Below are 26,702 nucleotides of genomic sequence, written 5' to 3' on the forward strand. Positions count from 1 at the left end.
CACATGAATTACCTGATCAACTTGTTAAAGAGCGTCTCGCTAACACCACTCGCCGGCGATGACCTGCCGCGGCGGCTGCGAGGAAGGCGTATTCTACACGCCTTGAAGCGCTTGTCAACGGCTGAATGCTTTCTTTAGCCATTCGGCTTCGGCAATAATACATTTCTGCCGATCGCTAACCTGCTGACAAACAAGGCCTTTTCGGGCCCCTTCACCGCCGGTGACGCTTGGCGTCGTCGGCAGCGGATGCGTACTATAGGATCTGACAGGGTGTTTGACAAGGGGTCTGGGCAAAAAGTTTTGCCCAGACCTTTTATATGGCTATCGGGAAGCCGTACCTACTTGAGCGTGACCCGAGCGTAGCGCTTTTTGCCGGCCTGGATCACGTAGGCCTGGCCGGTCGCCAGCATAGCGTCCTGGGCAGCGATTTCGCCGTCGACCCTGACGCTGCCGTTTTTCAACATGTCCTTCGCCTGGGCGCTGTTTTTGACCAGCTCGGCGCGATTAAGCACCGAGGCCAGGGGCGCTTCCGGACTCCCCTCGAAGTCAACCTCTACCTCGGGCAGGTCGTCCGGCAGCTCGCCGTCGGCCAGCTGGTTGCCCGCCGACCTGTGCGCCGTGGCGGCGGCCTCTTCGCCGTGATAGCGGGTGATCAGCTCCCGGGCCAGCTCCATCTTGATATCCCGGGGGTTGGCGCCCTCGTCGACCTGCTGCTTCAGCGCGTCGATGGCCTCGTTGGACTTGAGCGAAAGCAGGTCATAGTAGCGCCACATCAGGCTGTCGGGCATGGACACCAGCTTGTTGAACATGGTCCCCGGCGCCTCGTTCACGCCGACGTAGTTACCCAGCGACTTGGACATCTTCTGCACGCCGTCGAGGCCCTCAAGCAGCGGCATGGTCATCACGACCTGCGATGCCTGACCGTAATGCTTCTGGATTTCGCGCCCCATCAGCAGGTTGAACTTCTGGTCGGTGCCGCCAAGCTCGATGTCGGCTTCCAGCGCCACGGAGTCGTAACCCTGCACCAGGGGATACAAGAACTCATGGATGGCAATGGCCTGATTGGCCCGGTAGCGTTTTTCAAAGTCGTCGCGTTCGAGCATCCGCGCCACGGTGCTCTGGGCGGCAAGCTCGATCATCTTGGCGGCGCTGAGCTCGCTGAACCACTCGGCGTTGAAGCGCACCTCGGTTTTGGCCGGGTCAAGAATCTTGAACACCTGCGCCTTGTAGGTCTCGGCGTTACGCTTGACCTCCTCTTCGGTTAGCGGCTTGCGCGTCACATTCTTGCCCGACGGGTCGCCGATGCGGCCGGTAAAGTCCCCGATCAGAAAAATCACCGTATGGCCCAGATCCTGAAACTGGCGCATTTTGGTCAGCAGTACGCTATGGCCCAGGTGCAGATCCGGCGCGGTGGGGTCAAACCCCGCCTTGATGCGCAGCGTGCGGCCGGAGGCGAGCTTCTCCCTGAGCTCGTCTTCCAGCAAGATTTCGTTAGCGCCACGCGCCAGCAGCGCCAAGGCCTGATCCACCTCACTCATCTGTTTCTCTCCACTGACTGTTCAGGCCGCCTGATAGCGGGCGACGATGATAAACGGCGCACGATGTTATCATGCCCAGCCTTTGTGGTTAAGCTTTCGCCCGGGAGAAAGGACCGCCTTATGGAAAACCCTCCAGCCCTCTACGCCGGCCTGATGTCCGGCACCAGCCTCGACGGCGTCGACGCCGCGCTAGTGGCCCTGGCGCCGGACGCGCCGCCGCGCCTGCTCGCCACCCACGCCGAGCCCATGCCCGCCGCGCTTCGCGGGCAGCTGCTGGCACTGTGCCACGCCGACTCCGTCAGCTTTGCCGAGCTGGCCGCCGCGGAGCATGCGTTCTGCCACCTCCAGGCGCGCGCCGTAACGGCGCTGCTTGGGCACCACGGCGTTGCCGCCGACGCCGTGACGGCCGTTGGCAGTCACGGCCAAACCGTCGAGCACGCTCCCGGCGGTCATCGCGGTGGGCCGGCGTATACATTGCAGCTGGATAACCCCAGCCTGTTGGCCGAGCTCACCGGCTGCCGGGTGGTGGCGGACTTTCGCCGTCGCGACCTGGCCGCCGGCGGGCAGGCCGCGCCGCTGGCACCAGCGTTTCACCGGGCGCTATTTCATGATCGCCGGGAAGATAGAGTGGTACTGAATCTGGGCGGCTTTGCCAATATTACCTGGCTACCCCAGGACGGCGGCGCGCCGCTGGGGTTTGATACCGGCCCGGCCAATGTGCTGCTGGATGCCTGGTGCCAACGCCACGGGCACGGCCATTTTGATGAAGGCGGCGCCTGGGCCGCCTCGGGAAGCGTCAACTCGGCACTGCTCGAACGCCTGTTGGCGGAGCCGTTTTTCCACCAGCCGCCGCCGCGCAGCACCGGGCGCGAGCTGTTTCATCCGGGGTGGCTGGAAGCTCATCTAAGCGGTGGGGAAAACCCGGCGGACGTGCAGGCCACGCTTGCCGAACTTACCGCCGCAAGCGTCGCCCAGGGCATTGGCCAGCTACTGGATAACCGGCCGCTTACGCTGATAGTCGGCGGCGGCGGCGCGCATAACACCCACCTGCGCCAACGGCTGGCCGCCCACCTGCCGCGCGCCACCCTGCGCTCGGCAAACGACTGGGGCTGGCCCGCCGACTGGATCGAGGCCGGCGCCTTTGCCTGGCTGGCCTACCGCCGCCTGCACCACCTGCCCGGTAACCTGCCGAGCGTAACCGGCGCGGCCGGCGAGCGGGTGCTCGGCGGCGTTTATGCTCCCCGAACGTCGTCTACCTAAAAGTCGTCGGCGTCGCGCAGGGAAAGGCCGCTCGGCACCCGGCTTTCCAGCGTCGTGCCTTTTTGTACGGCGTCGGGCTCGGCGCCGAACGTCAGCATCAGCCGCAGATTGTTGGCCGAGTCGGCGTGGACCAGCGCCACGCTCTCGCTGACTTTCCCGGCGCGCGCCAGGTCGCACAGCGCCTGATCGAAGGTTTGCATGCCGCCATCACGCGAGGAGGCCATAGCATCCTTGATGTCACCGATTCGCCCCTTGCGGATCAGGTCGGCAATGCGCGGCGAGCGCAGCATGATTTCAATGGCCGCACAGCGCTTCTCCTCCGGGGTGGGCAACAGCTGCTGCGCCACAATCGCGTGCAGGTTGAGCGATAAATCGGTGAGGATCTGCTCGTGCTGCTCGTAGGGGAAAAAGTGCAGGATACGATCCAGCGCCTGATTGGCGTTGTTGGCGTGCAGCGTGGCCAGGCAGAGATGGCCCGTCTCGGCAAAGGTCAGCGCGTGCTCCATGGTTTCCCGGGTGCGGATCTCGCCGATCAAAATCACGTCCGGCGCCTGGCGCAAGGTGTTTTTCAGCGCTACCTCAAACGACTCGGTATCGATGCCTACCTCGCGCTGGTTGACGATACCGCGCTTGTGAGGGTGCATGTACTCGATCGGATCCTCGATGCTGATAATGTGCCCGCCGACGGTTTCGTTGCGCTCCTGAACCATTGCCGCCAGGGTCGTCGACTTGCCCGTGCCGGTGCCGCCTACCACCAGCACCAGCCCGCGCCTTTTTTGCGCCAGGCCGGCAAGCGAGCCGGGCACCCCGAGCGTCGCAAGCCGGGGGACTTCCAGCGCAATGCGCCGCACCACCATTGCTACCTGGTTGCGCTGCTGAAACGCATTGACCCGAAAGCGACCCGTGCCGCTCAGGCTCAGCGCAAAGTTGATCTCCCGGGTCTGCTCAAACTCATCGCGCAGCCCCGCGGGCAAAACGTACATGACAAGATCGGTCACCTGCTGGACATCCAGCGGCTGCTCGGTCACGGGCTCAAGCCCGGTAGGCATTTTCAGCGTTGGCGGCACGCCGACCGAAATCAGCAGGTCCGACGCCTGACGCTCGATCATGGTCGTCAGCAAAGTGTGAACAAACTGTGCCGCTGACGCGCCGGCGGTACTTTCCATACGCGCTCTCCCCTTACGCACTCTTGCCTTGCGCCTTCCCTGGAAGCCGTCCTTGCCCGGTGGTCTTACAGCGCCAGCGGCGCCTTGGCCTGGGACTGCGCCTGCTCGCGGCTGATAACGCCGTGCCGCACCAGGTTGATCAGCGCTGCGTCAAGCGTCTGCATTCCCAGGCTGCCGCCGGTCTGCATCGCCGAGTAAATCTGGGCGATCTTGTCTTCGCGGATGAGGTTGCGCACCGCCGGCGTGGCCACGAGGATTTCGTGGGCGGCCACGCGCCCGCCGTCCTGGCGCTTGAGCAGCGTCTGGGAAATCACCGCCTGCAGCGATTCGGACAGCATCGAGCGCACCATGCCTTTCTCCGCCCCGGGAAAGACGTCGATGATACGATCAATGGTCTTGGCCGCCGAGGTCGTGTGCAGCGTGCCGAACACCAGATGGCCGGTCTCGGCCGCGGTCAGGGCCAGGCGAATGGTCTCCAGGTCGCGCAGCTCGCCCACGAGAATAACGTCGGGGTCTTCGCGCAGGGCGCTGCGCAGGGCACTGGCGAAGCTGCGGGTGTCGCGGTGCACCTCGCGCTGGTTGACGAGGCAGCGCTTGCTGGTGTGGACAAACTCCACCGGGTCTTCAATGGTCAAAATATGCTCTTGGCGATGACGGTTGACGTGGTCGACCATGGCCGCAAGCGTTGTGCTCTTGCCCGACCCGGTGGGGCCGGTGACCAGCACCAGCCCCCGCGGCAGCATGGCAAGCTGCTCGAAGACCTGTCCCATCCCCAGGTCCTCCATGGACAGCACTTCGCTTGGGATGGTACGAAAGACCGCGCCTGCCCCGCGCGCCTGGTTGAAGGCGTTCACGCGAAAGCGCGCCACGCCGGGCAGATCGAACGAGAAGTCCGTCTCCAGATGCTCCTCGTAGTCGCGGCGCTGGTTATCATTCATGATTTCGTAGATCAGCTGGCGCACCGCGGTATTATCCATTTCCGGCACATCCAGCCTTCGCATGTCGCCATCAACGCGTATCATGGGCGGCAAACCGGCCGACAGGTGCAGGTCAGAGGCGTTCTGCTTTGCCGCAAATGCCAGCAGTTCAGTAATATCCATCTTTTTCCCCAGCTACGGTAATGTGTTGAGCATGACAAACGACGCCCTTCCCGACTCTCTTGCCAGCGTGCGCCAGCGCCTGGCTCGCGCGCTGGCAAGCGCCGGGCGGCCGCCGAACGATGCCTGCCTGCTGGCGGTGAGCAAGACACAGCCGGCAGCGGCGATCCGACATGCCCACCGGCTCAATCAGCGCCACTTTGGCGAAAGCTACCTGCAGGAAGCCATGGACAAGCAGGCCGAGCTTGACGACCTGGATGACATCGTCTGGCACTTCATCGGCCCGCTGCAGTCGAACAAGACCCGCGCCGTCGCCGAGCGCTTTTCCTGGGTACACAGCGTGGATCGCCTCAAGGTCGCCCGCCGCCTAAGCCAGCAGCGCCCGGACGCCCTGCCGCCGCTCAATATCTGCCTGCAGGTCAACGTCAGCCACGAGGCCTCCAAGTCCGGCGTCATGCCCGAAGCGCTCGGCGAGCTTGCCCGGGCCGTGGCGGAGCTGCCCGGCCTTTCGCTTCGCGGCCTGATGGCCATCCCCGCCCCGGCCGAGACGTTCGACGCCCAGCGTAAGCCGCTGGCCGAGCTGCGCACCTGCCTGCATGACCTCAAAAAAACGCTCGATGCCCCCCTGGATACGCTATCCATGGGCATGAGCGGCGATCTTGAGGCCGCCATCGCGGAAGGCGCTACGCTGGTGAGACTCGGCACCGCCGTCTTCGGCACCCGCTAACGCTTCGGATAATGACATCAGGATAACCACATGGACACACAAATAACATTCATCGGCGCGGGCAACATGGCCGGCGCCATCATCGGCGGGCTAACCCAAGGCGGCACTTCCGCAGGCTGCATTACCGCCACGGCGCCCGACCAGAAGCAGCTGGCCGACATCGGCGCGCGCCTGAGCATTCACACCACGACCGACAACGCCGCCGCTGCGGACGCCGCCGACGTGCTGGTGCTGGCGGTCAAACCCCAGCTCATGCGCGAGGTATGCCAGGGGCTTGCCGACAGCGTGCAGCAGGCGCGCCCGCTGGTCATTTCCATTGCCGCGGGGCTTGATGCCACCACCATCGACGGCTGGCTCGGCGGCGGCAACGCCCTGGTGCGCTGCATGCCCAACACCCCATCGCTGGTCGGCCAGGGCGCCAGCGGCCTGTACGCCAACGACCGCGTCAGCGACGCCCAGCGCGACACCGCTACCCGGCTGATGCAGGCCGTGGGCCTGGTCGAGTGGGTCGACGACGAGTCGCTGCTCGACGCCGTCACCGCGGTGTCCGGCAGCGCGCCGGCCTACTTCTTCCTGATGTTTGAGGCCATGGAAGACGCCGGCGTCCGGCTCGGCCTGCCCGCCGACACCGCCCGCCGGCTGGCCATACAAACGGCGCTGGGTGCGGCCACCATGGCCGGGCAGAGCGAGCACGACCCGGCCACGCTCAAGCAGAACGTCATGTCGCCGGGCGGCACCACCGAGCGCGCCATTGCCACGCTCGAAGATGCCAACCTGCGCCAGGCCATGGATGACGCCATGCAGGCCTGCGCCGAACGCGCCCGGCAGATGGCCGCAGAGCTGAGCGGCGAACGCTGATTGCCGAAAGCCGTGCCGATACACCCGACAACCCCCTAGCACCATCCACCACCACGGAGATTTCACCATGGGCAACCAACTCGGCAACGCCGGGCTGATGCTGATCAACACGCTCATCGGCATTTACCTGTTTATTCTCATGCTGCGCTTTTTGCTGCAGGCATCAGGGGCCGATTACTACAATCCCATGAGCCAGTCGGTGGTCAAGATCACCCAGCCGGTGGTGCAGCCGTTCCAGCGTTTTCTCGGCCCGGTGGCCGGGCGTTTTGACCTTGCCACCCTGGCCGCCGGCTTTGTGCTCAAGGTGCTCAGCATCATCGCCATTTTTATGATCATCGGCATCGGCATGCCGCCCCTGGCCGGCGTGCTGATTGCCGGGGTGGCCGCGGTGCTCGGGGCCATCCTCAAGATCTACTTTTTTGCCCTCATCGTGATGATCATCCTCAGCTGGGTCGCGCCCAACGCCAGCCACCCGGGCGCGCTGCTGGTGATGCAGCTGGTCGAGCCGATCATGGCGCCGGTGCGCCGGGTCATTCCGCCGCTGGGCATGATCGACCTTTCGCCCATTGTGGTCTTCATCGGCATCAACCTGCTGGACGGGCTGGTCGTGGGTGCGCTGACCCGCGCCGCCGGCATTTCCGGTAGGCTGGTCGGGTTATAATGTCCCGAGTCACGATTTCCTTTGCCTAATACGACGATCTTTCATGCCTGATTCACATTCGGCCGACCCGGACAGCCAGCTGCCGCCGGACTCGGTGGGGCTGGTCATCCCCGAGGTCGCCCACTTTGATACGCCGCTCGAGCTTGCCTGCGGCAAGGCGCTGCCCGCCTACGACCTGGTGTATGAAACCTACGGCACGCTCAACGCCGAGCGCAGCAACGCCGTGCTGGTCTGCCACGCGCTGTCCGGCCATCACCACGCCGCCGGCTATCATCACCCGGACGACCGCAAGCCCGGCTGGTGGAACGCCTATATCGGCCCGGGCAAGCCGGTGGATACCAACCGCTTTTTTGTGGTGTCGGTCAACAACCTCGGCGGCTGCCACGGCAGCACCGGCCCGCTGAGCCACAACCCGGAAACCGGCCGCCTCTGGGGGCCGGACTTCCCCGTGGTCACGGTGCGCGACTGGGTGAAAAGCCAGGCGCGGCTGGCCGACCGGCTGGGCATCGAGCGCTTTGCCGCCGTGATTGGCGGAAGCCTCGGCGGCATGCAGGTCATGCAGTGGAGCATCGACTACCCCGAGCGTATCGCCAGTGCGGCGGTGATTGCCGCCACGCCCCGGCTGTCGGCGCAGAATATCGCCTTCAACGAGGTCGCCCGCCAGGCCATCCGCTCGGACCCCGACTTTCACGCCGGCTGGTACGCCGAGCACGACGCCGTGCCCAAGCGCGGGCTGAAGCTGGCGCGCATGGTGGGCCACATCACCTATCTGTCGGAAGACGCCATGGGCTCCAAGTTCGGCCGCGACCTGCGCAGCAACGACCTGCACTTCGGCTTCGACGTGGAGTTCCAGGTGGAATCCTACCTGCGCTATCAGGGCGACACCTTCTCCACCACCTTTGACGCCAATACCTACCTGCTGATGACCAAGGCGCTGGACTACTTCGACCCGGCCGCCGCCCACGACGGCGATCTGGCCCGGTCGCTGGCCCCGGCGCAGTGCCCGTTTCTGGTGCTGAGCTTTTCGTCGGACTGGCGCTTTCCGCCGGCGCGCTCCCGGGAGCTGGTCGATGCCCTGATCCACGCCGGCAAGCGGGTCAGCTACGCCACCATCGTCTCGCCCTACGGCCACGACGCCTTCTTGCTGCCCGAGCCGCGCTATCTGGCGATCTTCAGCGCCTTCATGCGGCGCGCAGCGCCGGCGTCCGGCCCCGAGGATACTGCAGAGGAGCCCCAGCCATGATGCGCGCCGACCTCACCATCATTTACGACTGGATAGCCCCCAACGCCCACGTGCTCGACCTGGCCTGCGGCGACGGCGTGCTGTTGGAGGCGCTTGCCCGGCACAAGGGCGTCACCGGCTACGGGCTGGAAATCGACACCGACGGCATTACCGGCTGCGTGGCCCGGGGCGTGAGCGTCATCGAGCACAACCTCGACGACGGCCTGGCAAGCTTTCACGATCAAAGCTACGACCAGGTGATCATGACCCAGGCGCTTCAGGCCCTGCGCCGACCGGACCTGATGCTTCACGAAATGCTCCGCGTGGCCGACGAGGGCATCATCACCTTCCCCAACTTTGCCTACTGGCGCCACCGCGTGCACCTGGGGCTGCGCGGCTACATGCCGGTGTCCAAGTCGCTGCCCCACGCCTGGTACGACACGCCCAACATTCATCTATCGACCTTCAACGACTTCGAGCATCTGTGCCGGGATCAGGGACTGGTCATCGTTGACCGCGCGGTGGGCGTGGGCAACCATCGGGGCCACTGGACGTCCCGCTGGTGGCCCAACCTGTTCGGCGAAATCGCGATTTTTCGCGTCCGCCGGCAGCCATAAGGCCCGGGCGCCGCAGGCGGGAATCCCGAACATTGCTTTATTGAGGAGGTACGCTGTCATGGCGAAACGCTGGCTGATCCGCATCACCGCCTGTCTGGCACTGAGCCTGGTCGCCCTTGGAGCTTACGGCGAGCAGCAGCAGCGCGCCGGCAACTACGTCATCCACTACAGCGCGATCGGCACCCGCTTTCTGGCCCCGGAAGTCGCCGAGGACTACGGGATACAGCGCAGTGCCGGGCTGGGGCTGGTCAACGTAAGCGTCCGCGAATACCGGGATGACGGCACCATTCGCCCGGTCAACGCCGAGGTCAAGGGCCAGGTCGGCCTGCTGGAAAAGGCGCCCGACACGCTGGACTTTCGCACCGTGCGCGATGACGGCGCGGTCTACCAGCTGGCCACCTTCCGCCTGGAGCACGACGCCCCGATGCACTTCTCCCTCAAGGTGCGCGCCGACCGCAACGCCGAGCCCGATACCGTAAGCTTCATCCAGCGCTTCTACCTCGAGCGTTAAAGCCGCACCTTCAGGCGCCGCTCGAGCGCCACCGCTACGGGCACGCCGCCTGCCCGAGTAAAGCGCACGCCGTAGGCCAGCACCTCCACGCCGCTGGCGGCAGCCTCCGCCAGCGCTTCGGCGTAGGCGGAGTCGATATGCGCCGCCGCGCCGACGCTGGCAATGCCCTCGTGCGCCACGCAAAACAGCAGCACCGCCCGCTGGCCTTCCCTCGCTAGCCTGGCCAGGGTGCGCAGGTGCCGGGTGCCGCGCACGCTCACCGCATCGGGAAAGTAGCCCAGGCCATCGGCTTCCTTCAGCGTCACCTGTTTGACCTCGACGTAGGCCTGCCCCCGGGCCGGGTCGTCGAGCAAAAAGTCCAGCCGCGCCTCCTCTACTTTTGCCTCCCGCTTCAAGCGGGCGTAGCCGGCAAGCGGTTCGATCAAGCCCCCAACGAGCGCCTGCTCGGCAATGCGGTTGGCCCGCCCGGTGTTTACTGAGGCCGTGGCCACGCCGTCGCCTTCAGCGGGCAGCTCGATCAGCTCCCAGGTCCAGGCCAGCTTGCGTTTGGGGTTGTCGTTTGGCTCAAGCCACACCCGGCAGCCGGGCTTGTTGACCGCGGTCATCGCCCCGGTGTTGGGGCAGTGGGCCACCACCTCGCGGCCGTCGTCGAGGCGCACATCGGCGAGAAAGCGCTTGTAGCGGCGTAGCAGCGTGCCGGGCTCAAGCGCCGGATAGCGCCATTCGCCGGGCTTCCCGGGCAAGGGATTTGTCATGCCGTTCTCCTTTACGTATCGGGCGCAAACGCCCGGGCGCGCTATCCTGCCACGGTTTCCCCGCGGCATCATGCTTGCATTCCCCCTGATTTTGCGCTAAACAAGCATGCCTTTGGCGCGACATCATTAGATCACCTGATGGTCGTTCAGCAGTCATTTACGTAAGGGGCACTCCATGCCAGTAGCGGACAACAATACGGAAGCGTCCAAGACTTTCACCCCGTACGAACCGGCGGCGGGTGAGGAATATATGAACGAGCAGCAGCTGGCGCATTTCCGCCAGCTGCTCCTGGACTGGAAACAGGAGCTCATGGAAGAGGTGGATCGTACCGTTCGCCATCTTCAGGAAGAGGCCAACAACTACGCCGACCCGGCCGACCGGGCCACCCAGGAAGAAGGCTTTAATCTGGAGCTGCGCACCCGGGATCGCGAGCGCAAGCTGCTGAAAAAAATTAACGAAACCATCGAGAGAATCGACGATGACGACTACGGCTTCTGCGAAGCCTGCGGCATCGAAATCGGCATTCGCCGCCTCGAAGCGCGGCCCACCGCCACGCTGTGCGTGGACTGCAAGACCCTGGACGAGCTCAAGGAAAAGCAGCTCGGCAGCTAAAAGCGCCACGTTCACAATAGGCGATAGGCGGGCACTTGCGGGTGCCCGCCGGCGTTTTTACCCCCTCACTCGGGCAGCGGCGCTGTTATCATGGCCGCCATGACACCTTCTTCATCATCCCCCGGCCCGGGCGCGGGCTATCGCGGCCGCTTTGCGCCCACGCCCTCGGGCCCTTTGCACTTTGGCTCGCTGGTCGCGGCGCTGGGTAGCCACCTGGACGCCCGGGCGGCGGGCGGCGAATGGCGGGTGCGCATTGAGGACATCGACCCGCCGCGCTGCCCGGCGGGGGCTGGCGATACCATCCTGCGCCAGCTCGAGGCCTTCGGCCTTGAGTGGGACGGCGAGGTGCTCTGGCAGCATAGCCGCCACGGCGCCTACCAGGCCGCCCTTGAACGGCTGGCAGAGGCGGGGCTGGCCTACCCGTGCAGCTGCTCGCGCAAGCAGTGGCGAGACTACGCCGTTTACCCCGGCTGGTGCCGCCACGGCGTTTGCCGTCCGGACGCGCCGGTTGCCTGGCGGCTGCGAAGCGACCTGGGCGAGCATCCGGCGCGCTTCGACGATCGCCTGCTGGGCCGCCTGACCTTTGATCCGGCCGCCCTTGGCGACGTAGTGCTCAAGCGCAAGGATGCGCTTTTTGCCTACCAGCTGGCCGTGGCGGTGGACGACACCGACCAGGGCATGACCGACGTGGTACGCGGCGTGGACCTGCTCGACAACACCCCCTGGCAGCGCCAGCTGCAGCAGGCGCTCGGCTACCCGCACCCGCGCTATCTGCACCTGCCGCTGGTCGTCGCGCCCAACGGCCAGAAGCTTTCCAAGCAGAACCTCGCGCCTACGCTTGCCACACGCCCGGACGGCATTCGCCGGCAGCTTTCGGCCGCCCTTGAAGCGCTGGATCAGGCGCCGCCGGCGGCCCTTGCCGAAAGCCCTGTCGCCGAGCAGCTGGCCTGGGCCGTTTCCCACTGGTCAACCGCGCGCCTGGCCAAGGCCCCCACGCGCCCCGCCCCCGAGGAGGTATAGCCGTGTACGTCTATCGCATCATGCTGTTTCTGGTCTTCGGGGGCTATCTGCTCTCGCCGCTGTTGATGAGCGGCTGGGGCGACCCCGACGTTGCCTGGTACCGGCCCTTTCTGATCTGGGGCGGGCTGATTGCCCTGACCGTGTGGCTCGAACAGAAAAGGAAGCTCGATGAACGTTGAGTTGGCGGCAATCGTCCTGCTGGGGCTTGGCTATCTTGCCCTGCTGTTTGGCTGCGCCGTCGCCGTGGAGCGCGGCTGGGTCTCCTCCCGGATAACGCGCCATCCGGCGGTGTATACGCTTGCGCTCGGCGTTTACGCCAGCGCCTGGGCGGTCTACGGCAGCGTCGAATTTGCCGCCGGCGCCGGCTTTGGCTACCTGGCCTATTACCTGGGCGCGGCCGGCGCCTTCCTGCTCGCCCCGGTGCTGCTGGTGCCCATTCAGCGCATTACCCGCACCTATCAGCTGGCCTCGCTGGCCGACCTGTTCGCCTTCCGCTTTCGCACCCGCTGGGCGGGCACCCTGGTGACCCTGGTCAGCACCCTCGCCGTGATGCCGCTGTTGGGCATTCAGGTCAAGACCCTGAGCGAGGCGATCAACGCCATAACCGGGAGCGGGGCGGGAAGCTCGGTCGCCCTGCTTTTCTGCCTGGGGATTGCCGCCTTCGCGGTGCTGTTCGGCGCCCGCTCGAGCCACCTGCTTACGCGCCACAACACCCTGCTGGCTACCATCGCCCTTGAGTCATTGATCAAGCTCGGGGCGATGCTGGCGCTGGGCGCGGTGGCGCTGTGGGGGGTCTTTGACGGCCCCCAGCAGCTGCAGCAGTGGCTTGCCAGCGCTGACGGCCAGGCGCTGGTTGCGCAAACGCCCACCCTCGACCCGGCGCACTGGCGCACGCTGCTGCTGCTGTTCTTCGCCGCCGCCTTCATGATGCCGCACCTGTTTCACGTCACCTTTGCCGAAAGTCTGTCGCGCCACACCCTGCTCCAGGCCAGCTGGACGCTGCCGCTTTACCTGCTGCTGATGGCACTGCCCGTGCCGCTGATCTGGTGGGCCGCGCAGAAAGTGGCCGGCGCGCCGATCAGCGCCACCGCCTACGCCGTCTACCTAATGAGCGAGCACCCGGGCGTCGGCGCGCTGGCGTTCATCGCCGGGCTGGCCGCCGCCAGCGGCACCATGGTCATGATTGCGCTGGCGCTGTCGGGCATGATCCTCAACCACATCGTGCTGGTGGCGCGCCCGCCAGAGGCCCGGGCGGATCTTTACGGCTGGCTGCGCTGGCTGCGCCGGGGGCTGGTCGTCGCGGTGATATTTAGCGGCTGGCTGTTTCATGCAGGCGTCGGGCGCCACGACCTCATGGCGCTGGGGCTCGCCGCCTTTGCCGGCATGGTGCAGTGCCTGCCGGGCATGCTCGCCCTGCTCTACTGGCCCGGGGCCAACCGCAAGGGGCTTGTTACCGGGCTTGCCGTCGGCAGCGCCGCGTGGCTCTGGGGGCTATGGCTGCCGCTGTTTATCCCGCTGCCGGCGCTTTGGTCGCCGCTGCCCGGCGAGCCTACGTGGTATCAGGTAACGCTCTTGTCGCTTGCCGCCAATATTCTTGCGCTGATCGTCGTGTCGCTGTTCAGCCGCACCTCCGACGGCGAAAGCGCGGCGGCCGAGGCCTGCTCGGTGGACGCCGTCATCCGCTCCAAGCGGCTGCCGCTCCAGGCCGCCACGGTGGCCGACTTTACCGCCCAGCTGGCCGAAGCGCTGGGCGACGAAGCCGCCGACCGCGAAGTCAACCGCGCGCTAACGGCCCTCAACCTCACCCATCAGGAATACCGCCCCTACGCTCTGCGCCGCCTGCGCGACCGTATCCAGGCCAACCTCTCGGGGCTGATGGGGCCGTCGGTGGCCCGGGACATCGTCGACCGCTACCTGCCCTACCGCCACGACGACGCCCCGGTCACCGACGACATCCACTTCGTCGAAAGCCGGCTCGAGGCCTACCGCTCGCGGCTGACCGGGCTTGCCCGGGAGCTTGACGGCCTGCGCCGCCACCACCGCCAGACGCTGACCAACCTGCCCGTGGGGCTCTGCCTGTTTGGCAACGATGACGAAATCGTCATGTGGAACCGGGCGCTCGCCGAGCTCTCCGGCATCAGCGGCGAAAGCGTCATCGGTGCCCACCGCGACAGCCTGCCCGAGCCCTGGCCGACGCTGATGCAAAACGCCCTGGAGAGCTCGAGCGTCACGCTTTACCAGCAGGCCGCGCGCCTCCACGAGCGCGACTACTTTCTCACTCTGAACAAGGCCACCCTGGACGGCGACGACAGCCACGGCGGTAGCGTAGTGCTGATTGAAGACCATACCGAAATGAAATGGCTCGAGGACGAGCTGGTCCACGCCGCCCGGCTGGCCTCCATCGGCCAGCTGGCCGCCGGTGTCGCCCACGAAATCGGCAATCCGGTCACCGCCATCTCGTCGCTTTCGCAAAACCTGCGCTACGACACCGACGACCCGATCGTGCTGGAAACCGCCGAGCACATTCAGACCCAGACAGAACGCATCACCCGCATCGTCAATTCGCTGGTGGAGTTTGCCCACGGCGGCCGCCGCTCGGTGGCCCTGCCACGCTCCCCGGTCGAGCTTGCCCGCATCAGCGAAGAAGCCCTGCATTTGTTACACTTGGCGCGTACCGACGAAGCCGTCCGCTTCCACAACGACTGTCCGGCAGACCTGATCGTGCGCGGCGATGCCCAGCGGCTGATTCAAGTCATGCTCAATATCCTCGGCAACGCTCGGGACGCCTGCGCCCCGGACGGCACGGTCACCGTCAGCGCCGGCCGCCAGGGCGACTACGCCTGGTGGTGCGCCACCGATAACGGCCACGGCATCTCCGAGACCGTACGCCACCGCCTGTTCGAGCCGTTCACCACCACCAAATCTGCCGGCGAAGGCACCGGGCTCGGGCTCTCGCTTGCCTATCAGATCGCAAGCGAGCATCAGGGCAACATCGAGGTTGCCTCGCCGCCCCCCGGCCATTCCCGCGGCACCGCCATCACCCTATGGCTACCGCTTTATCAACAGGACGAGCCGCCGCCCCATGCAACAGATTCTGATTGTTGAAGATGAAGCGATCATCCGCAGCGCGCTCAAACGCCTGCTCGAACGCCACGGCTACGCCGTCAGCGAAGCGGAAAGCGCCGAAGAAGCCGAGCCCCTGGACCCGCAGCGCTTTGACCTGGTGATCACCGACCTGCGCCTGCCGGGCGAAGAAGGCACGGTGCTGATCGAGCGCGCCGCCCCGGTGCCGGTGCTGATCATGACCAGCTACGCCAGCATGCGCTCGGCCATCGACTCGCTCAAACAGGGCGCGGTGGACTACATCGCCAAGCCGTTTGATCACGCCGAACTGGTGGAGACCGTCTCGCGTATTCTCCATCAGCAGGCCATGCGCCAGGGCGAGCCGCCGGAAATCACCGACGAAGGCGGCAGCCAGCAGATCATGATCGGCGACTGCGACGCCATGCAGCAGGTCTATACCCGCATTCGCAAGACCGCCCCGGCCGACGTCACCGTGCTGATCCTGGGCGAGTCCGGCACCGGCAAAGAGCTTGTCGCCCGCGCCCTGCACCAGCAGAGCAAGCGCGCCGCGGCCTCGCTGATCTCGGTCAACTGCGCCGCGATCCCGGAAACGCTGATCGAGTCGGAGCTGTTCGGCCACGAAAAAGGCGCCTTTACCGGCGCCAGCGCCTCGCGCACCGGCCTGGTCGAAGCCGCCGACGGCGGCACCCTGTTTCTGGATGAGATCGGCGAGCTGCCACTGGACGCCCAGGCGCGGCTGCTGCGCGTGCTGCAGGAGGGCGAAATCCGCAAGATCGGCTCGGTGGAAACCCGCCACGTCGACGTCCGCCTGATCGCCGCCACCCACCGCGACCTGGCGGCGCTGTCCAAAACCGGCGAGTTCCGCCTGGATCTTTACTACCGGCTCAACGTCATGCAAATCGACCTGCCGCCCCTGCGCGAACGCGAAGACGACGTCCTGGCGATCGCCGACATTCTGCTCGACAAGGCGCTCAAGCGTCACGACCGCGAAGGCCTGCGCCTGTCCCGGGCGGCGCGCCAGGACCTGCGCGACTACCCCTGGCCGGGTAACGTGCGCGAGCTGGAAAACGCCCTGGAGCGCGGCGCCATCCTCGCCGAAGGCCACCTGATTCATCCCGACGACCTGGGCCTGGCTCCGGCCGCCACGCGCCCCCAGCCCGCCCCGGCTACGCCTGCGGACACGCCAGCCGACGACGCGCCCGCCGAGGCCCCCCACCCCGGCGACACCGCCGAAGGCGTATCGCTCGAGGACTATTTCCAGCACTTTGTGCTCGAGCATCAGGATCACATGAGCGAAACCGAGCTGGCGCAAAAGCTCGGCATCAGCCGCAAGAACCTCTGGGAGCGCCGCCAGCGGCTGGGCATACCGCGCAAGAAAAACGCCCGGCGCGCCTCCTCCTGACGCCCCTTTTTCCTGTCTCCCGGGCGCCTCGCCCTACCGTTTGACACAGGTGCCGCCCGCCGCCTTCGACGAATGTCCCATTGGCCGGCGGCGCTCTGCCTGTTCTCGCACCGGCGCCTCTGACCGCCCTGTTACCCCAGCACACAGAGGCCTCATCCGCACCCCCTCAAAGCGGTAACACTCGGCGGTAACGCTTTTTCCTTTTTCTCTACATAAAACGATAACTCACTGATAAAAATAGAAATACCAGAAACTGGCACGAGACATGCAACGTATAGGGTAAGAAAAATAAACCAACACACTGGGCCAGGCGACCCAAACGCTCAACCGCAGCGCTAACAACAACAATGCGATCGCCGCCTTCGCTTCTGCCCTGAACAACAACAACACGGCAGAACACGCAAAAATAAAGAGACGGACCCGCACAATAACAACAACGGGTACTTTCTCGCCTTGCCCCCGGCACCGCCAACAATAACAACAGGTGCCGATGAGCAAGACGCCCGGTAGGAGGACGCGAAGCACGCGACGGCCAGCGGCAAAAAAGACAATAAAGCAGCCAACAACAACAAGAAAGACAGCGGCCATCGACGTGGCCCCGGCAACAATAACAATAGCCGGGGGAAGGTATTCGCGATTGGATTATTGCTTTGAATACGAGGCGGTCGGGATCACCATGACTCTCACACCTGCCGACTGCGGTGCGTATTCAGGGCGATGCGCCAACACGAAGAAAAACAGCCGAAAAAAAATAGCGGCAAGGACGCCTACGCATCCACCTCCAAGGGGAGCCCCACCGGGCTCCCCTTTTTGTTGCCTGCGCACACGGCCCCTGGCCCGTAAGCCCTGCGGTGTCGGCGCCGATGCTTTGCAAGGCTCCGAGCGTCGGCTACACTTGAGCGTTTGTTAGGTCATGTCTTGTATCCTGCGAGACAAAACCGCCGCCTGTGCACGGCGCAGCTTTCCAGCCGCCGCGCTCAAGGAACGCGTTTCCAGACCGCTTTTTTAAAGAACGTATTACGCTATTTTAATTCCCGGAGACCCTTTGAAATCCCGCCACGATGAAGACGGCCAGCCCGGCCTGCCAGCCCCCCGCATCATTCCGCGCGCTGAGCACCCCATCTCGCGCCAGCACATCAGCGACGCCGCGCTGAAAGTACTCTACCGCCTTGACGGTGCGGGCTTTGAGGCGTATCTCGTAGGCGGCTGCATTCGCGACGCTCTGCTGGGCAAAATGCCCAAGGACTTCGACGTCGCCACTAACGCCACGCCGGAGCAGGTGCACGACCTGTTTCGCAATTCGCGGCTGATCGGGCGGCGCTTTCGCATCGTGCACGTGCGCTTTGGCCGCGAAATCATCGAGGTCACGACCTTTCGCGGCAAGCCCCAGGACGAACACGCCGACCATATTGCCCGCCAGTCCGATGCCGGGCTGCTGCTGCGCGATAACGTCTGGGGCAGCATCGAAGAAGACGCGCTGCGCCGCGATTTTACCGTCAACGCCCTCTACTACAGCATTGCTGACTTCAGCCTGCACGATTTTGCCGACGGCGCGCGCGACATCGAAACCCGTACGCTGCGCCTGATCGGCGACCCGGCAACCCGCTACCGCGAAGACCCGGTGCGCATGCTCCGCGCGGTGCGCTTTGCCGCCAAGCTGGACTTTCTGCTGGACGAATCCAGCGAAACACCGATTTATGACCTGGCGCCGCTGCTGCTGCAAATTCCGCCGGCGCGGCTGTTTGACGAAGTGCTCAAGCTGTTCATGGCCGGCCACGGGCTGATGACCTTCCGCCTGCTCAGCCACTACGACCTGTTCGGCATGCTCTTCCCCGAAGCCGAAGAAGCCATGGCCGACGCCGCCTGGGCCGAGGAGCTGATCGAAGCAGCGCTTGCCAACACCGACCGTCGCATTGCCGAGGGCCGCCCGGTCACCCCGGCCTTTCTGCTGGCGGCGTTTCTCTGGCCGGCGGTGGCGCAGCGCAAGGCGGCCCTGGAGCAGGACGGCATGCCCGGCGTCCCGGCCACGCACGCTGCCGCCCAGCAGGTCGTTTCACGCCAGCTGCAGCACGTCTCGATTCCCAAGCGTTTTGGCATGCCCATGCGCGACATCTGGGACCTCCAGGAGCGCCTGACCAAGCGCCAGGGCAAACGCGCCTTCCAGACCCGGGAGCACCCGCGCTTTCGCGCCGCCTACGACCTGCTGCTGCTGCGCGAAGAGGCCGGCGAAATCCCCAGCGGGCTGGGCGACTGGTGGACGGCCTTCCAGCAGGGCGACGAGCACGAGCAGCGCCGCTTGCTGAACAAGGTCGGCAGCGACCCGGCAAGCCAGGGCAAGCGCCGCAAGCGTCGCCGCAAACCGAGTAAAACGGAGTAGAGGCCCTGTATGTCGCGCTCACCGTCGCTTGCCTACATCGGCCTGGGGAGCAACCTGGCCACTCCCCGCCAGCAGGTGGCCACCGCCCTTGACGAACTCGACGCGCTGACGCTTGGCCGCGTGACCGCCGCCTCCCGGCTCTATGCCAGCCGCCCGGTGGGGCCCCAGGACCAGCCCGATTTCGTCAATGCCGTCGCCGCCCTGGAAACGCCGCTTTCGCCGCTGGCCCTGCTCGACCAGCTCCAGGCGCTGGAGCAACGCCACCGCCGCCGGCGCGAACGCCGCTGGGGGCCGCGCACCCTGGATCTCGACATCCTCCTCTTCGACGCCGCCACCGTTACCCGTCCGCGGCTGCAGGTGCCGCACCCCGAAATGCACCGGCGCGCCTTTGTGCTGCGCCCGCTTTTGGAGATTGCCCCGCACCTCACGCTTCACGGCCAGCCGCTCGGCCGCTGGCTGGACGCCCTCGACGACGACGTCACGCCGCTGGACTGAGCCACGGCTTTTGCTACCGTTCGCCACACCTCTCGACACCGGTAGCGTATTCGGGTAACAATTAGCGCCCGTATCCTATGCGTTCGAGCCCGTGTTGATACCGCCCCGTGCCCGCTGCGGGCGCCGGCTAACTGGCTCCATTAATCATCGAGAGCACGCCATGAAAACCGTCACCCTGAACACCCTGCGCGCGCACAAACGCAGCGGAGAAACGTTCAGCTGCCTGACCGCCTACGACGCCTCCTTTGCCCACGCCGCAAGCCAGGCCGGCATTGAGGTTCTGCTGGTGGGCGACTCGCTGGGCATGGTGCTGCAGGGGCACCCGAGCACCCTGCCGGTCACGCTTGCCGACATCTGCTATCACACCCGGGCCGCCGCCGCCGGCAAGGGCGCCAGCCTGCTGATGGCCGACCTGCCGTTCATGAGCAACGCCACGGTCGAGCGCACCCTGGAAGACGCCGCGGCGCTGATGCGCGCCGGCGCGGAAATGATCAAGGTCGAAGGCGAGGCGTGGATGGCCGACGGCGTACGCGAAATGAGCCGCCGGGGCATACCGGTATGCGCCCATCTGGGGCTGACGCCGCAGACCGTCCACCAGCTGGGCGGCTACAAGGTGCAGGGCCGCGATGCCGCCCACGCCGAGCGTATTATCGAAGACGCCCGCACCCTGGTCGACGCCGGCGCCTCGATCATCCTGCTCGAATGCGTCCCGGCAAGCCTCGGCCGCGCCGTTACCGAGGCGCTGGACGTCCCGGTTATCGGCATCGGCGCAGGGCCCGATACCGACGGCCAGATACTGGTCATGCACGACGTGCTGGGCATCAACACCGGGCATACGCCGCGCTTTGTCAAGAACTACCTGGCCGAGGCGGACAGTATTCAGGACGCCTTTACGCGCTATCACCGCGAGGTAAAGCAGCGCACCTTCCCCACCGACGCCCACTGTTTCTGAAGTCCGGGGCTTAAGCCCCGGCTTTCCCGCACACGGTTTTAACTATGCATACCCTGCAAACCGCCGAGGCCCTTGACGACGCCCTGGCCGAGCCGCGCCGGCGCGGCCAGCGCATCGCCTTGGTGCCGACCATGGGCAACCTGCACCCCGGGCACCTGGCGCTGGTGCACCACGCGCGCCAGCGCGCCGAGGTAGTCGTCGCCAGCCTATTCGTCAATCCGCTGCAGTTCGGCCCCGGCGAAGACCTCGACGCCTACCCCCGCACCTTCGCCGACGATCAGGCGGCGCTTGCAGAGGCGGGCTGCGACGTGCTGTTCGCCCCCGACGCCGCGACGCTCTACCCCCGGGGCCTGGAGAGCGCCACCCGCATCCACGTCCCCGGCGTCAGCGAAGGCCTTTGCGGCGGCTCGCGCCCCGGCCACTTCGACGGCGTGGCCACGGTGGTGGCCATGCTGCTCAACCTGGCCGCTCCGGGGCTTGCCTGCTTCGGCGAGAAGGACTACCAGCAGCTCGCGGTGATCCGCCAGATGGTGACCGACCTGCACCTGCCCGTGGAAATCCACGGCGTGCCCATTGTGCGCGCCGACGACGGCCTGGCGCTTTCCTCGCGCAACGGCTATTTAAGCGGAGACGAGCGCGCTCGGGCGCCGGCGCTTTACCGCACGCTGTGCGCCATGCGCGACCGGCTCGCCGCCGGCGAGGACCAGGATACCGTGCTGGTACACGGCCACCAGGCGCTGCAGGAGGCCGGCTTCACCCCGGACTACCTGGCCCTGCGCGATCGCCATCTCGAACCGGTCACCGCGCGCACCCGCGAAGCGGTACTGCTGGCCGCCGCCCAGCTGGGCGCCGCCCGCCTGATCGACAACCTCAGCCTTGAACTCCCGGCTTCCTAGGCCGCGCTTTTCCGGCAGGCGCGGGCCGCCGGCTTTTCTGCCGATGCGGCCATTGTTTACACTGGTCTTTTGCTTACCCCTGAAGGCTTTTACCCCCAAGGGCTTTCCCCGCTTCAAAGGATGTTGCCATGCACACCGTCATGCTCAAGGCCAAGCTGCACATGGCCCGCGTTACCCACGCCGTGCTCCACTATGAAGGCTCCTGCGCCATCGACGGCGAGCTGCTGGACATGGCGGGGATCCGCGAAAATGAACAGGTGCAGATCTATAACGTCGCCACCGGCGCGCGCTTTACCACCTACGCAATTCGCGGCGAAGCGGGCTCGAAGATGATTTCCATCAACGGCGCCGCCGCCCACCACGGTAAGCCCGGGCACCGCGTTATCATCTGCAGCTACGCCCACTACGAGGAAAGCGAGCTGGACTCGCACCGGCCCTCGCTGGTTTATCTGGCCGAGGGCAACGAGGTCAGCCACACCAGCAACGCCATTCCCGTACAGCTGGCGTAACGCGGCGTGGCTTAGGTCAGACATCACCCAACGAAGCCCAGGAGGCGGGTATGCAAGAAGTCGTTATCGTGGCAGCCAAGCGCAGCGCCATCGGCACGTTCGGCGGTTCGCTGGCGGATATGCCGGCAAGCGAGCTTGGCGCCCAGGTTATTGAAGACGTGATGCGCACCACCGGCGTCGCCCCGGCGGAAGTCGACGAGGTGCTCCTCGGCCAGGTACTCACCGCCGGCACCGGGCAGAACCCCGCGCGCCAGGCGGCCATCGGCGGCGGGCTGCCCCACGGCGTGCCGGCCATGACCATCAACAAGGTCTGCGGCTCGGGGCTCAAGGCGCTGCATCTGGCCACCCAAGCCATTCGCTGCGGCGACGCCGAGGTGGTGCTGGCCGGCGGCCAGGAAACCATGTCCGCCGCCCCGCACCTGCTGCCCCACTCGCGCCACGGCCAGCGCATGGGCAACTGGACCGCAGTGGACTCGATGATCCACGACGGCCTCTGGGACGCGTTTAACGACTACCACATGGGTATCACCGCCGAGAACCTGGCCGAGCAGTACGACATCAGCCGCGAGGCCATGGATGCCTTTGCCGCCGCTTCCCAGCAGAAGGCCCGCGACGCCATCGCAAACGGCCGCTTTGCCAGCCAGATTACGCCCATTGCCGTGCCCGGCCGCAAGGGCCACGTCACCCACTTTGAGACCGACGAAGGACCCCGGTCGCTGACCGCCGAGAAGCTGGCCGGTCTGCGCCCGGCGTTCAAGCCCGACGGCCGCGTCACCGCGGGCAACGCCTCGGGCATCAACGACGGCGCAGCCGTGGTCATGCTGTGCTCGGCCGCCAAGGCCGAGGCGCTGGGCCTTGAACCGCTGGCGCGCATCGCCGGCTACGCCAACGCCGCGGTGGATCCGGCGGTCATGGGCATCGGCCCGGCACCGGCCACCCGGCGCTGCCTGGAAAAAGCCGGGTGGCAAATTGGCGAACTTGACCTGATCGAAGCCAACGAGGCCTTTGCCGCCCAGGCGCTGGCGGTCAACCAGGAGCTTGGTTGGGACACCTCGCGCATCAACGTCAACGGCGGCGCCATTGCCCTGGGCCACCCCATCGGCGCCTCGGGCTGTCGCATACTCGTCACTCTGGTGCACGAAATGCTCGCCCGGGAAGCGCACCGGGGCCTGGCCACCCTGTGCATCGGCGGCGGCCAGGGCGTGGCGCTGGCCATTGAACGCTAGCCGGTCGCTTTCTGCTCACCGTCCAGCAGCTTCGACGGCGTGGCAATGATTAGCAGCGCCCCGGCCAGAAACAGCGCTGATGCCGCCCAGAGGGTGCCGGCCAGGCCAATGCCGTCGACCAGGCGGCCGCCGAACAGCGCCCCGGTACCGATGGAGAAGTTGAACACAAAAGCCATCAGCGCATTGGCCGCCTCGGTGTTGGGGGCGGTGCGCAGCAGCCACGTCTGCATGCTCACCGCCACGCTGCCAAAGATCGCGCCCCATAGCATCAGCAGCGCGATGCCGCTGGCCGGCACCACGCCTGCCAGCGGAAAGCTGCCCACCACTGCCAGCAGCGCGCACGGAATCACAAGCACCGCGGTGTAGGGGTGCCGCCCGGCAAACAGTCCCGCGGCGACGTTGCCGATAATGCCCGCGGCGCCGTACAGCAGCAGCAGGCTGCCCACCTGGCCGATCCCGATACCGCTGATTTCCTGAAGCACCGGGCTAATAAAGGTGTAGGCGGCAAAATGGCCGATCACCACAAGCCCGGTGGTCATCACCGCCACCCGCACACCCCGGGTTGCGAGCTGCTCGCCCAGGGTGGCGAGACGCACCGGCTCCCGGGGCGGCAGGCTTGGCAGCCAGCACCAGAGGGCAATAGCGGTCGCCAGGCTGAGCCCGCCGAGGGCGGCAAACGCTACCCGCCAGTGGGTCCACTCGCCGAGCAGCGTGCCCAGCGGCACGCCCAGCACCGAGGCGGCGGCGATGCCGCCAAAGATGACGGTCATCGCCCGGGGCACCTGCGCAGGCGCCACCAGCCGGGGCGCCAGGCCGCCGGCAATGGCCCAGAAGCCGCCAATGCTCATGCCCACCAGCGCTCGGGCAGCGAGCAGCAGCCAGAAGTTGCCGGCCATCGCCGACAGCGCGCTTGCGATCACCATCAGCAGCAGCATCAGCGTGAGCATGATCCGGCGGTCAAGCCGGCCCACGGCCACGGGTAACAGCGGCGCGGAAAACGCCGCCACCACCCCGGGCACGGTCACCATCAGCCCGGCCGTACCCGGAGTGACGTCCAGCGCCACGGCCACCTGGGAGAGCAGCCCGATGGGCAGCTGCTCGGCGGTGACCAGCAAAAAGATGCCAACCATCACCGCCGCCACGCCCCACCAGGGGTTGGCCGCAGCGCTAGCCTCGGGTAGTGGTTCTTTCATGGTGCGCTTTCCCGTCCGGTTCCCCGCCGCGTCGCCTTTGCGCTACGCGGCGAAAGTATTTTACGCCGCCTGAAACACCACCGCCCCTGCAGCGCGGCGCTACAAGGGCGGCAAGCGAGGCGCAGGCGCTAATCAGTCGTCGGCGCTGGCCTCGGCTTCAGCGGCGGCCAGCGCCGCCTTGTCTTCTTCGGTGATTTCCTTGATCGAGAGCTTCACCCGGTTGCGGTTGTCCACGTCCAGCACCTTGACCACGACTTCGTCGTTTTCGTTGAGGTGATCGCGGACGTTCTCTACCCGCTCGGGTACGATCTGGGAAATATGCACCAGGCCGTCGGTCCCCGGCATGATGTTGACGAAGGCGCCGAAGTCGGCGATGCGCACCACCTTGCCGCGGTACAGCTTGCCGATCTCCGGCACCGCGGTGATCTCGAGCACGGTATCCATCGCGGCCTTGGCGGCCTTCTTGTCCTCGGCGTAAATGCGCACGGTGCCGTCGTCATCGAGGTCGACGGAGGCGCCGGTGTCTTCGGTGATCTTGCGGATCGTCGCGCCGCCCTTGCCGATCACGTCGCGGATCTTTTTGGCGTCGATCTGCAGGGTGAGCATGGACGGCGCGTTGTCGGACACCTCCTCGCGGCTGGCCCCGATCACGGCGTTCATCTGCCCGAGAATCTCCAGGCGCGCCCGGTGCGCCTGCTGCAGCGCGGTTTCCATGATCTCTTCGTTGATGCCCTCGATCTTGATGTCCATCTGCAGGGCGGTCACGCCCTCTTCGGAACCGGCAACCTTGAAGTCCATGTCGCCCAGGTGGTCTTCGTCACCGAGGATATCGGTGAGCACGGCGAAGCTGTCGCCGTCCTTGACCAGCCCCATGGCGATGCCCGCCACCGGCGCCTTGAGCGGCACGCCGGCGTCCATCAGCGCAAGCGAGGTGCCGCACACCGAGGCCATGGAGCTTGAGCCGTTGGACTCGGTGATTTCCGACACCACGCGAATGGTGTAGGGGAAGGCGTCTTCGTCCGGCAGCATGGCCTGCACGCCCCGGCGCGCCAGGCGCCCGTGGCCAATCTCGCGGCGCTTGGGCCCGCCCATGAAGCCGGCCTCGCCCACGCAGTACGGGGGGAAGTTGTAGTGCAAAAGGAAGCGATCCTTGCGCTCGCCCTCCAGCGACTCGACCAGCTGGGAGTCGCGCAGGGTGCCCAGGGTCGCCACGGCGATCGCCTGGGTTTCCCCCCGGGTGAAGATCGCCGAGCCGTGTGTCTTGGGCAGCGCGCCGACGTCAATGGCGATGGGGCGCACGGTCTGGTTGTCGCGCCCGTCGATGCGCGGCTCGCCGTCCACCACCCGAGCGCGCACCACGCGCTTTTCCAGCGCGGCAAAGGAGCCCTTGATCTCGCCTTCGGGGAAGCGGCCTTCTTCAGGCCCGGCGTCGCCCTCACCCAGCGCCTCGACGGCCTCGTCCTTCAGCGCGGAAAGCGCGTCCTGGCGGGCCATCTTGTCGGTAATGCGATAGGCATCGCCGATCTTGTCCCGGAAGCCGTCGGCAAGCGTGGCGGCCAGAGTGCGGTTGCCCGGCACCGGCTGCCAGTTCCAGCGCGGCTTGCCGGCCTCTGCCACCAGCTCGTTGATGGCGCCGATGGCGGTCTGCATTTCCTGATGGCCGTAAAGCACCGCACCGAGCATTTCGTCTTCGAGCAGCTCCCGAGCCTCGGACTCGACCATCAGCACGGCGTTTTGCGTGCCCGCGACCACCATATTCAGCTCGGAAGCGGCGAGCTCCTCGACGCTTGGGTTGAGGAAATAGCCCCGATCTTCGTTAAACGCCACCCGCGCCGCGCCGATGGGGCCGTTGAACGGCACGCCGGAAACCCCCAGCGCCGCCGAGGTGCCAAGCATCGCGGCGATATCCGGATCCTGGTTGCGGTCGGCGGACAGCACCGTGCACACCACCTGAACCTCGTTCATGAAGCTTCGGGGAAACAGCGGGCGGATGGGCCGGTCGATCAGCCGCGAGGTCAGGGTTTCCTTCTCGGTGGGGCGCCCTTCGCGCTTGAAGAAGCCGCCGGGGATCTTGCCCACCGCGTAGGTTTTTTCCTGGTAGTGCACCGACAGCGGAAAAAACGGCTGGGCGGGGTTGGCGTCTTTTTTGGCTACCACGGTGCACAGCACCACGGTGTCGTCCATGGTCACCATGACGGCGCCGGACGCCTGGCGGGCAATACGCCCGGTTTCGAGCGTAACGGTGCTGTCACCGTACTGGAACGTCTTTTTAACCGGATTCACGGCAGCTTCTTCCTTTCGCGTTGAAATCTACTTGTCGATACATCGTCTTTTCAGTCTCCCGGCCATTCTAGGCGCTGGGCCGCGCGGCGACCACCGCTGGCGCCCTTTCAAGGCGGGAAATTGGGTAGGGGCCGGGGTTACCCCCGGCGCCCTCCCACACCACCGTACGTACCGTTCGGTATACGGCGGTTCATGAAGAACGGCTAAGCCCTCTTACCGTATCGAGTACCGAGATCAGGC

At 66.0% G+C, this 26,702-nt stretch carries 25 protein-coding genes; 18 read left to right on the forward strand and 7 right to left on the reverse strand.

Annotated features, from left to right (window positions below; all coding sequences use genetic code 11):
• Positions 1–338: 338 nt before the first annotated feature.
• Positions 339–1,538, reverse strand: coding sequence for a tyrosine--tRNA ligase (gene tyrS / locus RS027_RS11540; RefSeq protein WP_311957065.1), 1,200 nt, complete (start codon positions 1,536–1,538; stop codon positions 339–341).
• 120 nt (positions 1,539–1,658) lie between these two features.
• Between tyrS and RS027_RS11545 the strand changes: the two genes are divergently transcribed.
• Positions 1,659–2,798 (forward strand): anhydro-N-acetylmuramic acid kinase, encoded by a 1,140-nt coding sequence (locus tag RS027_RS11545; RefSeq protein ID WP_311957066.1) that lies wholly within the window; start codon positions 1,659–1,661, stop codon positions 2,796–2,798.
• Here RS027_RS11545 and RS027_RS11550 read toward each other — a convergent pair.
• Together RS027_RS11550 and RS027_RS11555 are read right to left on the reverse strand one after the other, a co-directional pair.
• Positions 2,795–3,964 carry a PilT/PilU family type 4a pilus ATPase gene (locus tag RS027_RS11550; protein ID WP_311957068.1) on the reverse strand — a complete coding sequence of 390 codons (1,170 nt, stop codon included), beginning with the start codon at positions 3,962–3,964 and terminating at the stop codon, positions 2,795–2,797. The genes RS027_RS11545 and RS027_RS11550 overlap by 4 nt on opposite strands.
• A gap of 65 nt (positions 3,965–4,029) precedes the next feature.
• Positions 4,030–5,064: a type IV pilus twitching motility protein PilT gene (locus tag RS027_RS11555; RefSeq protein WP_311957069.1), complete on the reverse strand. Its 1,035-nt coding sequence runs from the start codon at positions 5,062–5,064 to the stop codon at positions 4,030–4,032.
• Between the two features lie 31 nt (positions 5,065–5,095).
• Here RS027_RS11555 and RS027_RS11560 point away from each other — a divergent pair, with 31 nt between their 5' ends.
• The 6 genes from RS027_RS11560 to RS027_RS11585 all read left to right on the forward strand — a co-directional run bounded on the left by RS027_RS11560 (position 5,096) and on the right by RS027_RS11585 (position 9,657).
• Positions 5,096–5,788, forward strand: coding sequence for a YggS family pyridoxal phosphate-dependent enzyme (locus tag RS027_RS11560; RefSeq protein ID WP_311957071.1), 693 nt, complete (start codon positions 5,096–5,098; stop codon positions 5,786–5,788).
• Between the two features lie 30 nt (positions 5,789–5,818).
• A complete protein-coding gene (gene proC / locus RS027_RS11565; RefSeq protein WP_311957072.1) occupies positions 5,819–6,646 on the forward strand; it encodes a pyrroline-5-carboxylate reductase in 828 nt (275 codons plus the stop codon).
• 67 nt (positions 6,647–6,713) lie between these two features.
• On the forward strand, positions 6,714–7,307 hold the full coding sequence (locus RS027_RS11570; RefSeq protein ID WP_311957074.1) for a YggT family protein: 594 nt from the start codon (positions 6,714–6,716) through the stop codon (positions 7,305–7,307).
• A 43-nt stretch (positions 7,308–7,350) separates the two neighbouring features.
• Entirely contained in the window at positions 7,351–8,550 is a 1,200-nt protein-coding gene (gene metX / locus RS027_RS11575; RefSeq protein WP_311957076.1) for a homoserine O-succinyltransferase MetX, read from the forward strand.
• A complete protein-coding gene (gene metW / locus RS027_RS11580) occupies positions 8,550–9,146 on the forward strand; it encodes a methionine biosynthesis protein MetW (RefSeq protein WP_311957115.1) in 597 nt (198 codons plus the stop codon). The genes metX and metW overlap by 1 nt, the downstream gene beginning before the upstream one ends.
• Positions 9,147–9,204: 58 nt before the next feature.
• The gene (locus RS027_RS11585; RefSeq protein ID WP_311957078.1) at positions 9,205–9,657 is read left to right on the forward strand and encodes a DUF4426 domain-containing protein; all 453 of its coding nucleotides are present in this window, start codon (positions 9,205–9,207) and stop codon (positions 9,655–9,657) included.
• On the opposite strand, the gene sfsA is transcribed toward RS027_RS11585, so the two are convergent.
• Positions 9,654–10,412, reverse strand: a complete 759-nt coding sequence (sfsA, locus tag RS027_RS11590) for a DNA/RNA nuclease SfsA (RefSeq protein WP_311957079.1) — start codon at positions 10,410–10,412, stop codon at positions 9,654–9,656. The genes RS027_RS11585 and sfsA overlap by 4 nt on opposite strands.
• Before the next feature lie 175 nt (positions 10,413–10,587).
• On the opposite strand from sfsA, the gene dksA reads away from it, so the two are divergent.
• The 5 genes from dksA to RS027_RS11615 all read left to right on the forward strand — a co-directional run bounded on the left by dksA (position 10,588) and on the right by RS027_RS11615 (position 16,531).
• Positions 10,588–11,025, forward strand: coding sequence for an RNA polymerase-binding protein DksA (gene dksA, locus RS027_RS11595; RefSeq protein ID WP_311957081.1), 438 nt, complete (start codon positions 10,588–10,590; stop codon positions 11,023–11,025).
• A gap of 90 nt (positions 11,026–11,115) precedes the next feature.
• On the forward strand, positions 11,116–12,045 hold the full coding sequence (gluQRS, locus tag RS027_RS11600; RefSeq protein WP_311957082.1) for a tRNA glutamyl-Q(34) synthetase GluQRS: 930 nt from the start codon (positions 11,116–11,118) through the stop codon (positions 12,043–12,045).
• Positions 12,046–12,047: 2 nt separating this feature from the next.
• Positions 12,048–12,224 (forward strand): hypothetical protein, encoded by a 177-nt coding sequence (locus RS027_RS11605; protein ID WP_311957085.1) that lies wholly within the window; start codon positions 12,048–12,050, stop codon positions 12,222–12,224.
• The gene (locus RS027_RS11610) at positions 12,214–15,150 is read left to right on the forward strand and encodes an ATP-binding protein (protein WP_311957090.1); all 2,937 of its coding nucleotides are present in this window, start codon (positions 12,214–12,216) and stop codon (positions 15,148–15,150) included. Before RS027_RS11605 ends, RS027_RS11610 begins: the two co-directional genes overlap by 11 nt.
• Positions 15,128–16,531: a sigma-54-dependent transcriptional regulator gene (locus tag RS027_RS11615; protein ID WP_311957093.1), complete on the forward strand. Its 1,404-nt coding sequence runs from the start codon at positions 15,128–15,130 to the stop codon at positions 16,529–16,531. Before RS027_RS11610 ends, RS027_RS11615 begins: the two co-directional genes overlap by 23 nt.
• Before the next feature lie 225 nt (positions 16,532–16,756).
• Here RS027_RS11615 and RS027_RS11620 read toward each other — a convergent pair whose 3' ends face one another.
• Complete coding sequence (locus RS027_RS11620) at positions 16,757–17,119, reverse strand: hypothetical protein (RefSeq protein WP_311957094.1); 363 nt, start codon at positions 17,117–17,119, stop codon at positions 16,757–16,759.
• 457 nt (positions 17,120–17,576) lie between these two features.
• On the opposite strand from RS027_RS11620, the gene pcnB reads away from it, so the two are divergent.
• The 6 genes from pcnB to RS027_RS11650 all read left to right on the forward strand — a co-directional run bounded on the left by pcnB (position 17,577) and on the right by RS027_RS11650 (position 22,986).
• Positions 17,577–18,908 (forward strand): polynucleotide adenylyltransferase PcnB, encoded by a 1,332-nt coding sequence (gene pcnB, locus RS027_RS11625; protein ID WP_311957096.1) that lies wholly within the window; start codon positions 17,577–17,579, stop codon positions 18,906–18,908.
• Between the two features lie 9 nt (positions 18,909–18,917).
• Positions 18,918–19,403, forward strand: a complete 486-nt coding sequence (gene folK, locus RS027_RS11630; protein ID WP_311957098.1) for a 2-amino-4-hydroxy-6-hydroxymethyldihydropteridine diphosphokinase — start codon at positions 18,918–18,920, stop codon at positions 19,401–19,403.
• Positions 19,404–19,563: 160 nt separating this feature from the next.
• Positions 19,564–20,355: a 3-methyl-2-oxobutanoate hydroxymethyltransferase gene (panB, locus tag RS027_RS11635; RefSeq protein ID WP_311957101.1), complete on the forward strand. Its 792-nt coding sequence runs from the start codon at positions 19,564–19,566 to the stop codon at positions 20,353–20,355.
• A 44-nt stretch (positions 20,356–20,399) separates the two neighbouring features.
• Positions 20,400–21,251: a pantoate--beta-alanine ligase gene (gene panC, locus RS027_RS11640; RefSeq protein ID WP_311957103.1), complete on the forward strand. Its 852-nt coding sequence runs from the start codon at positions 20,400–20,402 to the stop codon at positions 21,249–21,251.
• 128 nt (positions 21,252–21,379) lie between these two features.
• The gene (gene panD, locus RS027_RS11645; protein ID WP_311957106.1) at positions 21,380–21,760 is read left to right on the forward strand and encodes an aspartate 1-decarboxylase; all 381 of its coding nucleotides are present in this window, start codon (positions 21,380–21,382) and stop codon (positions 21,758–21,760) included.
• A 50-nt stretch (positions 21,761–21,810) separates the two neighbouring features.
• Positions 21,811–22,986, forward strand: coding sequence for an acetyl-CoA C-acetyltransferase (locus RS027_RS11650; protein ID WP_311957108.1), 1,176 nt, complete (start codon positions 21,811–21,813; stop codon positions 22,984–22,986).
• Here RS027_RS11650 and RS027_RS11655 read toward each other — a convergent pair.
• Both RS027_RS11655 and pnp read right to left on the reverse strand, forming a co-directional pair.
• Positions 22,983–24,179, reverse strand: a complete 1,197-nt coding sequence (locus tag RS027_RS11655) for an MFS transporter (RefSeq protein ID WP_311957111.1) — start codon at positions 24,177–24,179, stop codon at positions 22,983–22,985. The two genes, RS027_RS11650 and RS027_RS11655, sit on opposite strands and share 4 nt — an antisense overlap.
• Positions 24,180–24,311: 132 nt before the next feature.
• Positions 24,312–26,462: a polyribonucleotide nucleotidyltransferase gene (pnp, locus tag RS027_RS11660; RefSeq protein WP_311957113.1), complete on the reverse strand. Its 2,151-nt coding sequence runs from the start codon at positions 26,460–26,462 to the stop codon at positions 24,312–24,314.
• Between the last annotated feature and the right edge of the window lie 240 nt (positions 26,463–26,702).

The organism is Halomonas garicola, from assembly GCF_031935715.1.
GTDB lineage: Bacteria > Pseudomonadota > Gammaproteobacteria > Pseudomonadales > Halomonadaceae > Vreelandella > Vreelandella garicola.

Bases quoted from the DNA above. Each gene is read 5' to 3' on its own strand.
- tyrS (WP_311957065.1), bottom strand. From the start codon at position 1,538: ATGAGTGAGGTGGATCAGGCCTTGGCGCTGCTGGCGCGTGGCGCTAAC.
- RS027_RS11545 (WP_311957066.1), top strand. From the start codon at position 1,659: ATGGAAAACCCTCCAGCCCTCTACGCCGGCCTGATGTCCGGCACCAGC.
- RS027_RS11550 (WP_311957068.1), bottom strand. From the start codon at position 3,964: ATGGAAAGTACCGCCGGCGCGTCAGCGGCACAGTTTGTTCACACTTTG.
- RS027_RS11555 (WP_311957069.1), bottom strand. From the start codon at position 5,064: ATGGATATTACTGAACTGCTGGCATTTGCGGCAAAGCAGAACGCCTCT.
- RS027_RS11560 (WP_311957071.1), top strand. From the start codon at position 5,096: ATGACAAACGACGCCCTTCCCGACTCTCTTGCCAGCGTGCGCCAGCGC.
- proC (WP_311957072.1), top strand. From the start codon at position 5,819: ATGGACACACAAATAACATTCATCGGCGCGGGCAACATGGCCGGCGCC.
- RS027_RS11570 (WP_311957074.1), top strand. From the start codon at position 6,714: ATGGGCAACCAACTCGGCAACGCCGGGCTGATGCTGATCAACACGCTC.
- metX (WP_311957076.1), top strand. From the start codon at position 7,351: ATGCCTGATTCACATTCGGCCGACCCGGACAGCCAGCTGCCGCCGGAC.
- metW (WP_311957115.1), top strand. From the start codon at position 8,550: ATGCGCGCCGACCTCACCATCATTTACGACTGGATAGCCCCCAACGCC.
- RS027_RS11585 (WP_311957078.1), top strand. From the start codon at position 9,205: ATGGCGAAACGCTGGCTGATCCGCATCACCGCCTGTCTGGCACTGAGC.
- sfsA (WP_311957079.1), bottom strand. From the start codon at position 10,412: ATGACAAATCCCTTGCCCGGGAAGCCCGGCGAATGGCGCTATCCGGCG.
- dksA (WP_311957081.1), top strand. From the start codon at position 10,588: ATGCCAGTAGCGGACAACAATACGGAAGCGTCCAAGACTTTCACCCCG.
- gluQRS (WP_311957082.1), top strand. From the start codon at position 11,116: ATGGCCGCCATGACACCTTCTTCATCATCCCCCGGCCCGGGCGCGGGC.
- RS027_RS11610 (WP_311957090.1), top strand. From the start codon at position 12,214: ATGAACGTTGAGTTGGCGGCAATCGTCCTGCTGGGGCTTGGCTATCTT.
- RS027_RS11615 (WP_311957093.1), top strand. From the start codon at position 15,128: ATGCAACAGATTCTGATTGTTGAAGATGAAGCGATCATCCGCAGCGCG.
- RS027_RS11620 (WP_311957094.1), bottom strand. From the start codon at position 17,119: ATGGCCGCTGTCTTTCTTGTTGTTGTTGGCTGCTTTATTGTCTTTTTT.
- folK (WP_311957098.1), top strand. From the start codon at position 18,918: ATGTCGCGCTCACCGTCGCTTGCCTACATCGGCCTGGGGAGCAACCTG.
- panB (WP_311957101.1), top strand. From the start codon at position 19,564: ATGAAAACCGTCACCCTGAACACCCTGCGCGCGCACAAACGCAGCGGA.
- panC (WP_311957103.1), top strand. From the start codon at position 20,400: ATGCATACCCTGCAAACCGCCGAGGCCCTTGACGACGCCCTGGCCGAG.
- panD (WP_311957106.1), top strand. From the start codon at position 21,380: ATGCACACCGTCATGCTCAAGGCCAAGCTGCACATGGCCCGCGTTACC.
- RS027_RS11650 (WP_311957108.1), top strand. From the start codon at position 21,811: ATGCAAGAAGTCGTTATCGTGGCAGCCAAGCGCAGCGCCATCGGCACG.
- RS027_RS11655 (WP_311957111.1), bottom strand. From the start codon at position 24,179: ATGAAAGAACCACTACCCGAGGCTAGCGCTGCGGCCAACCCCTGGTGG.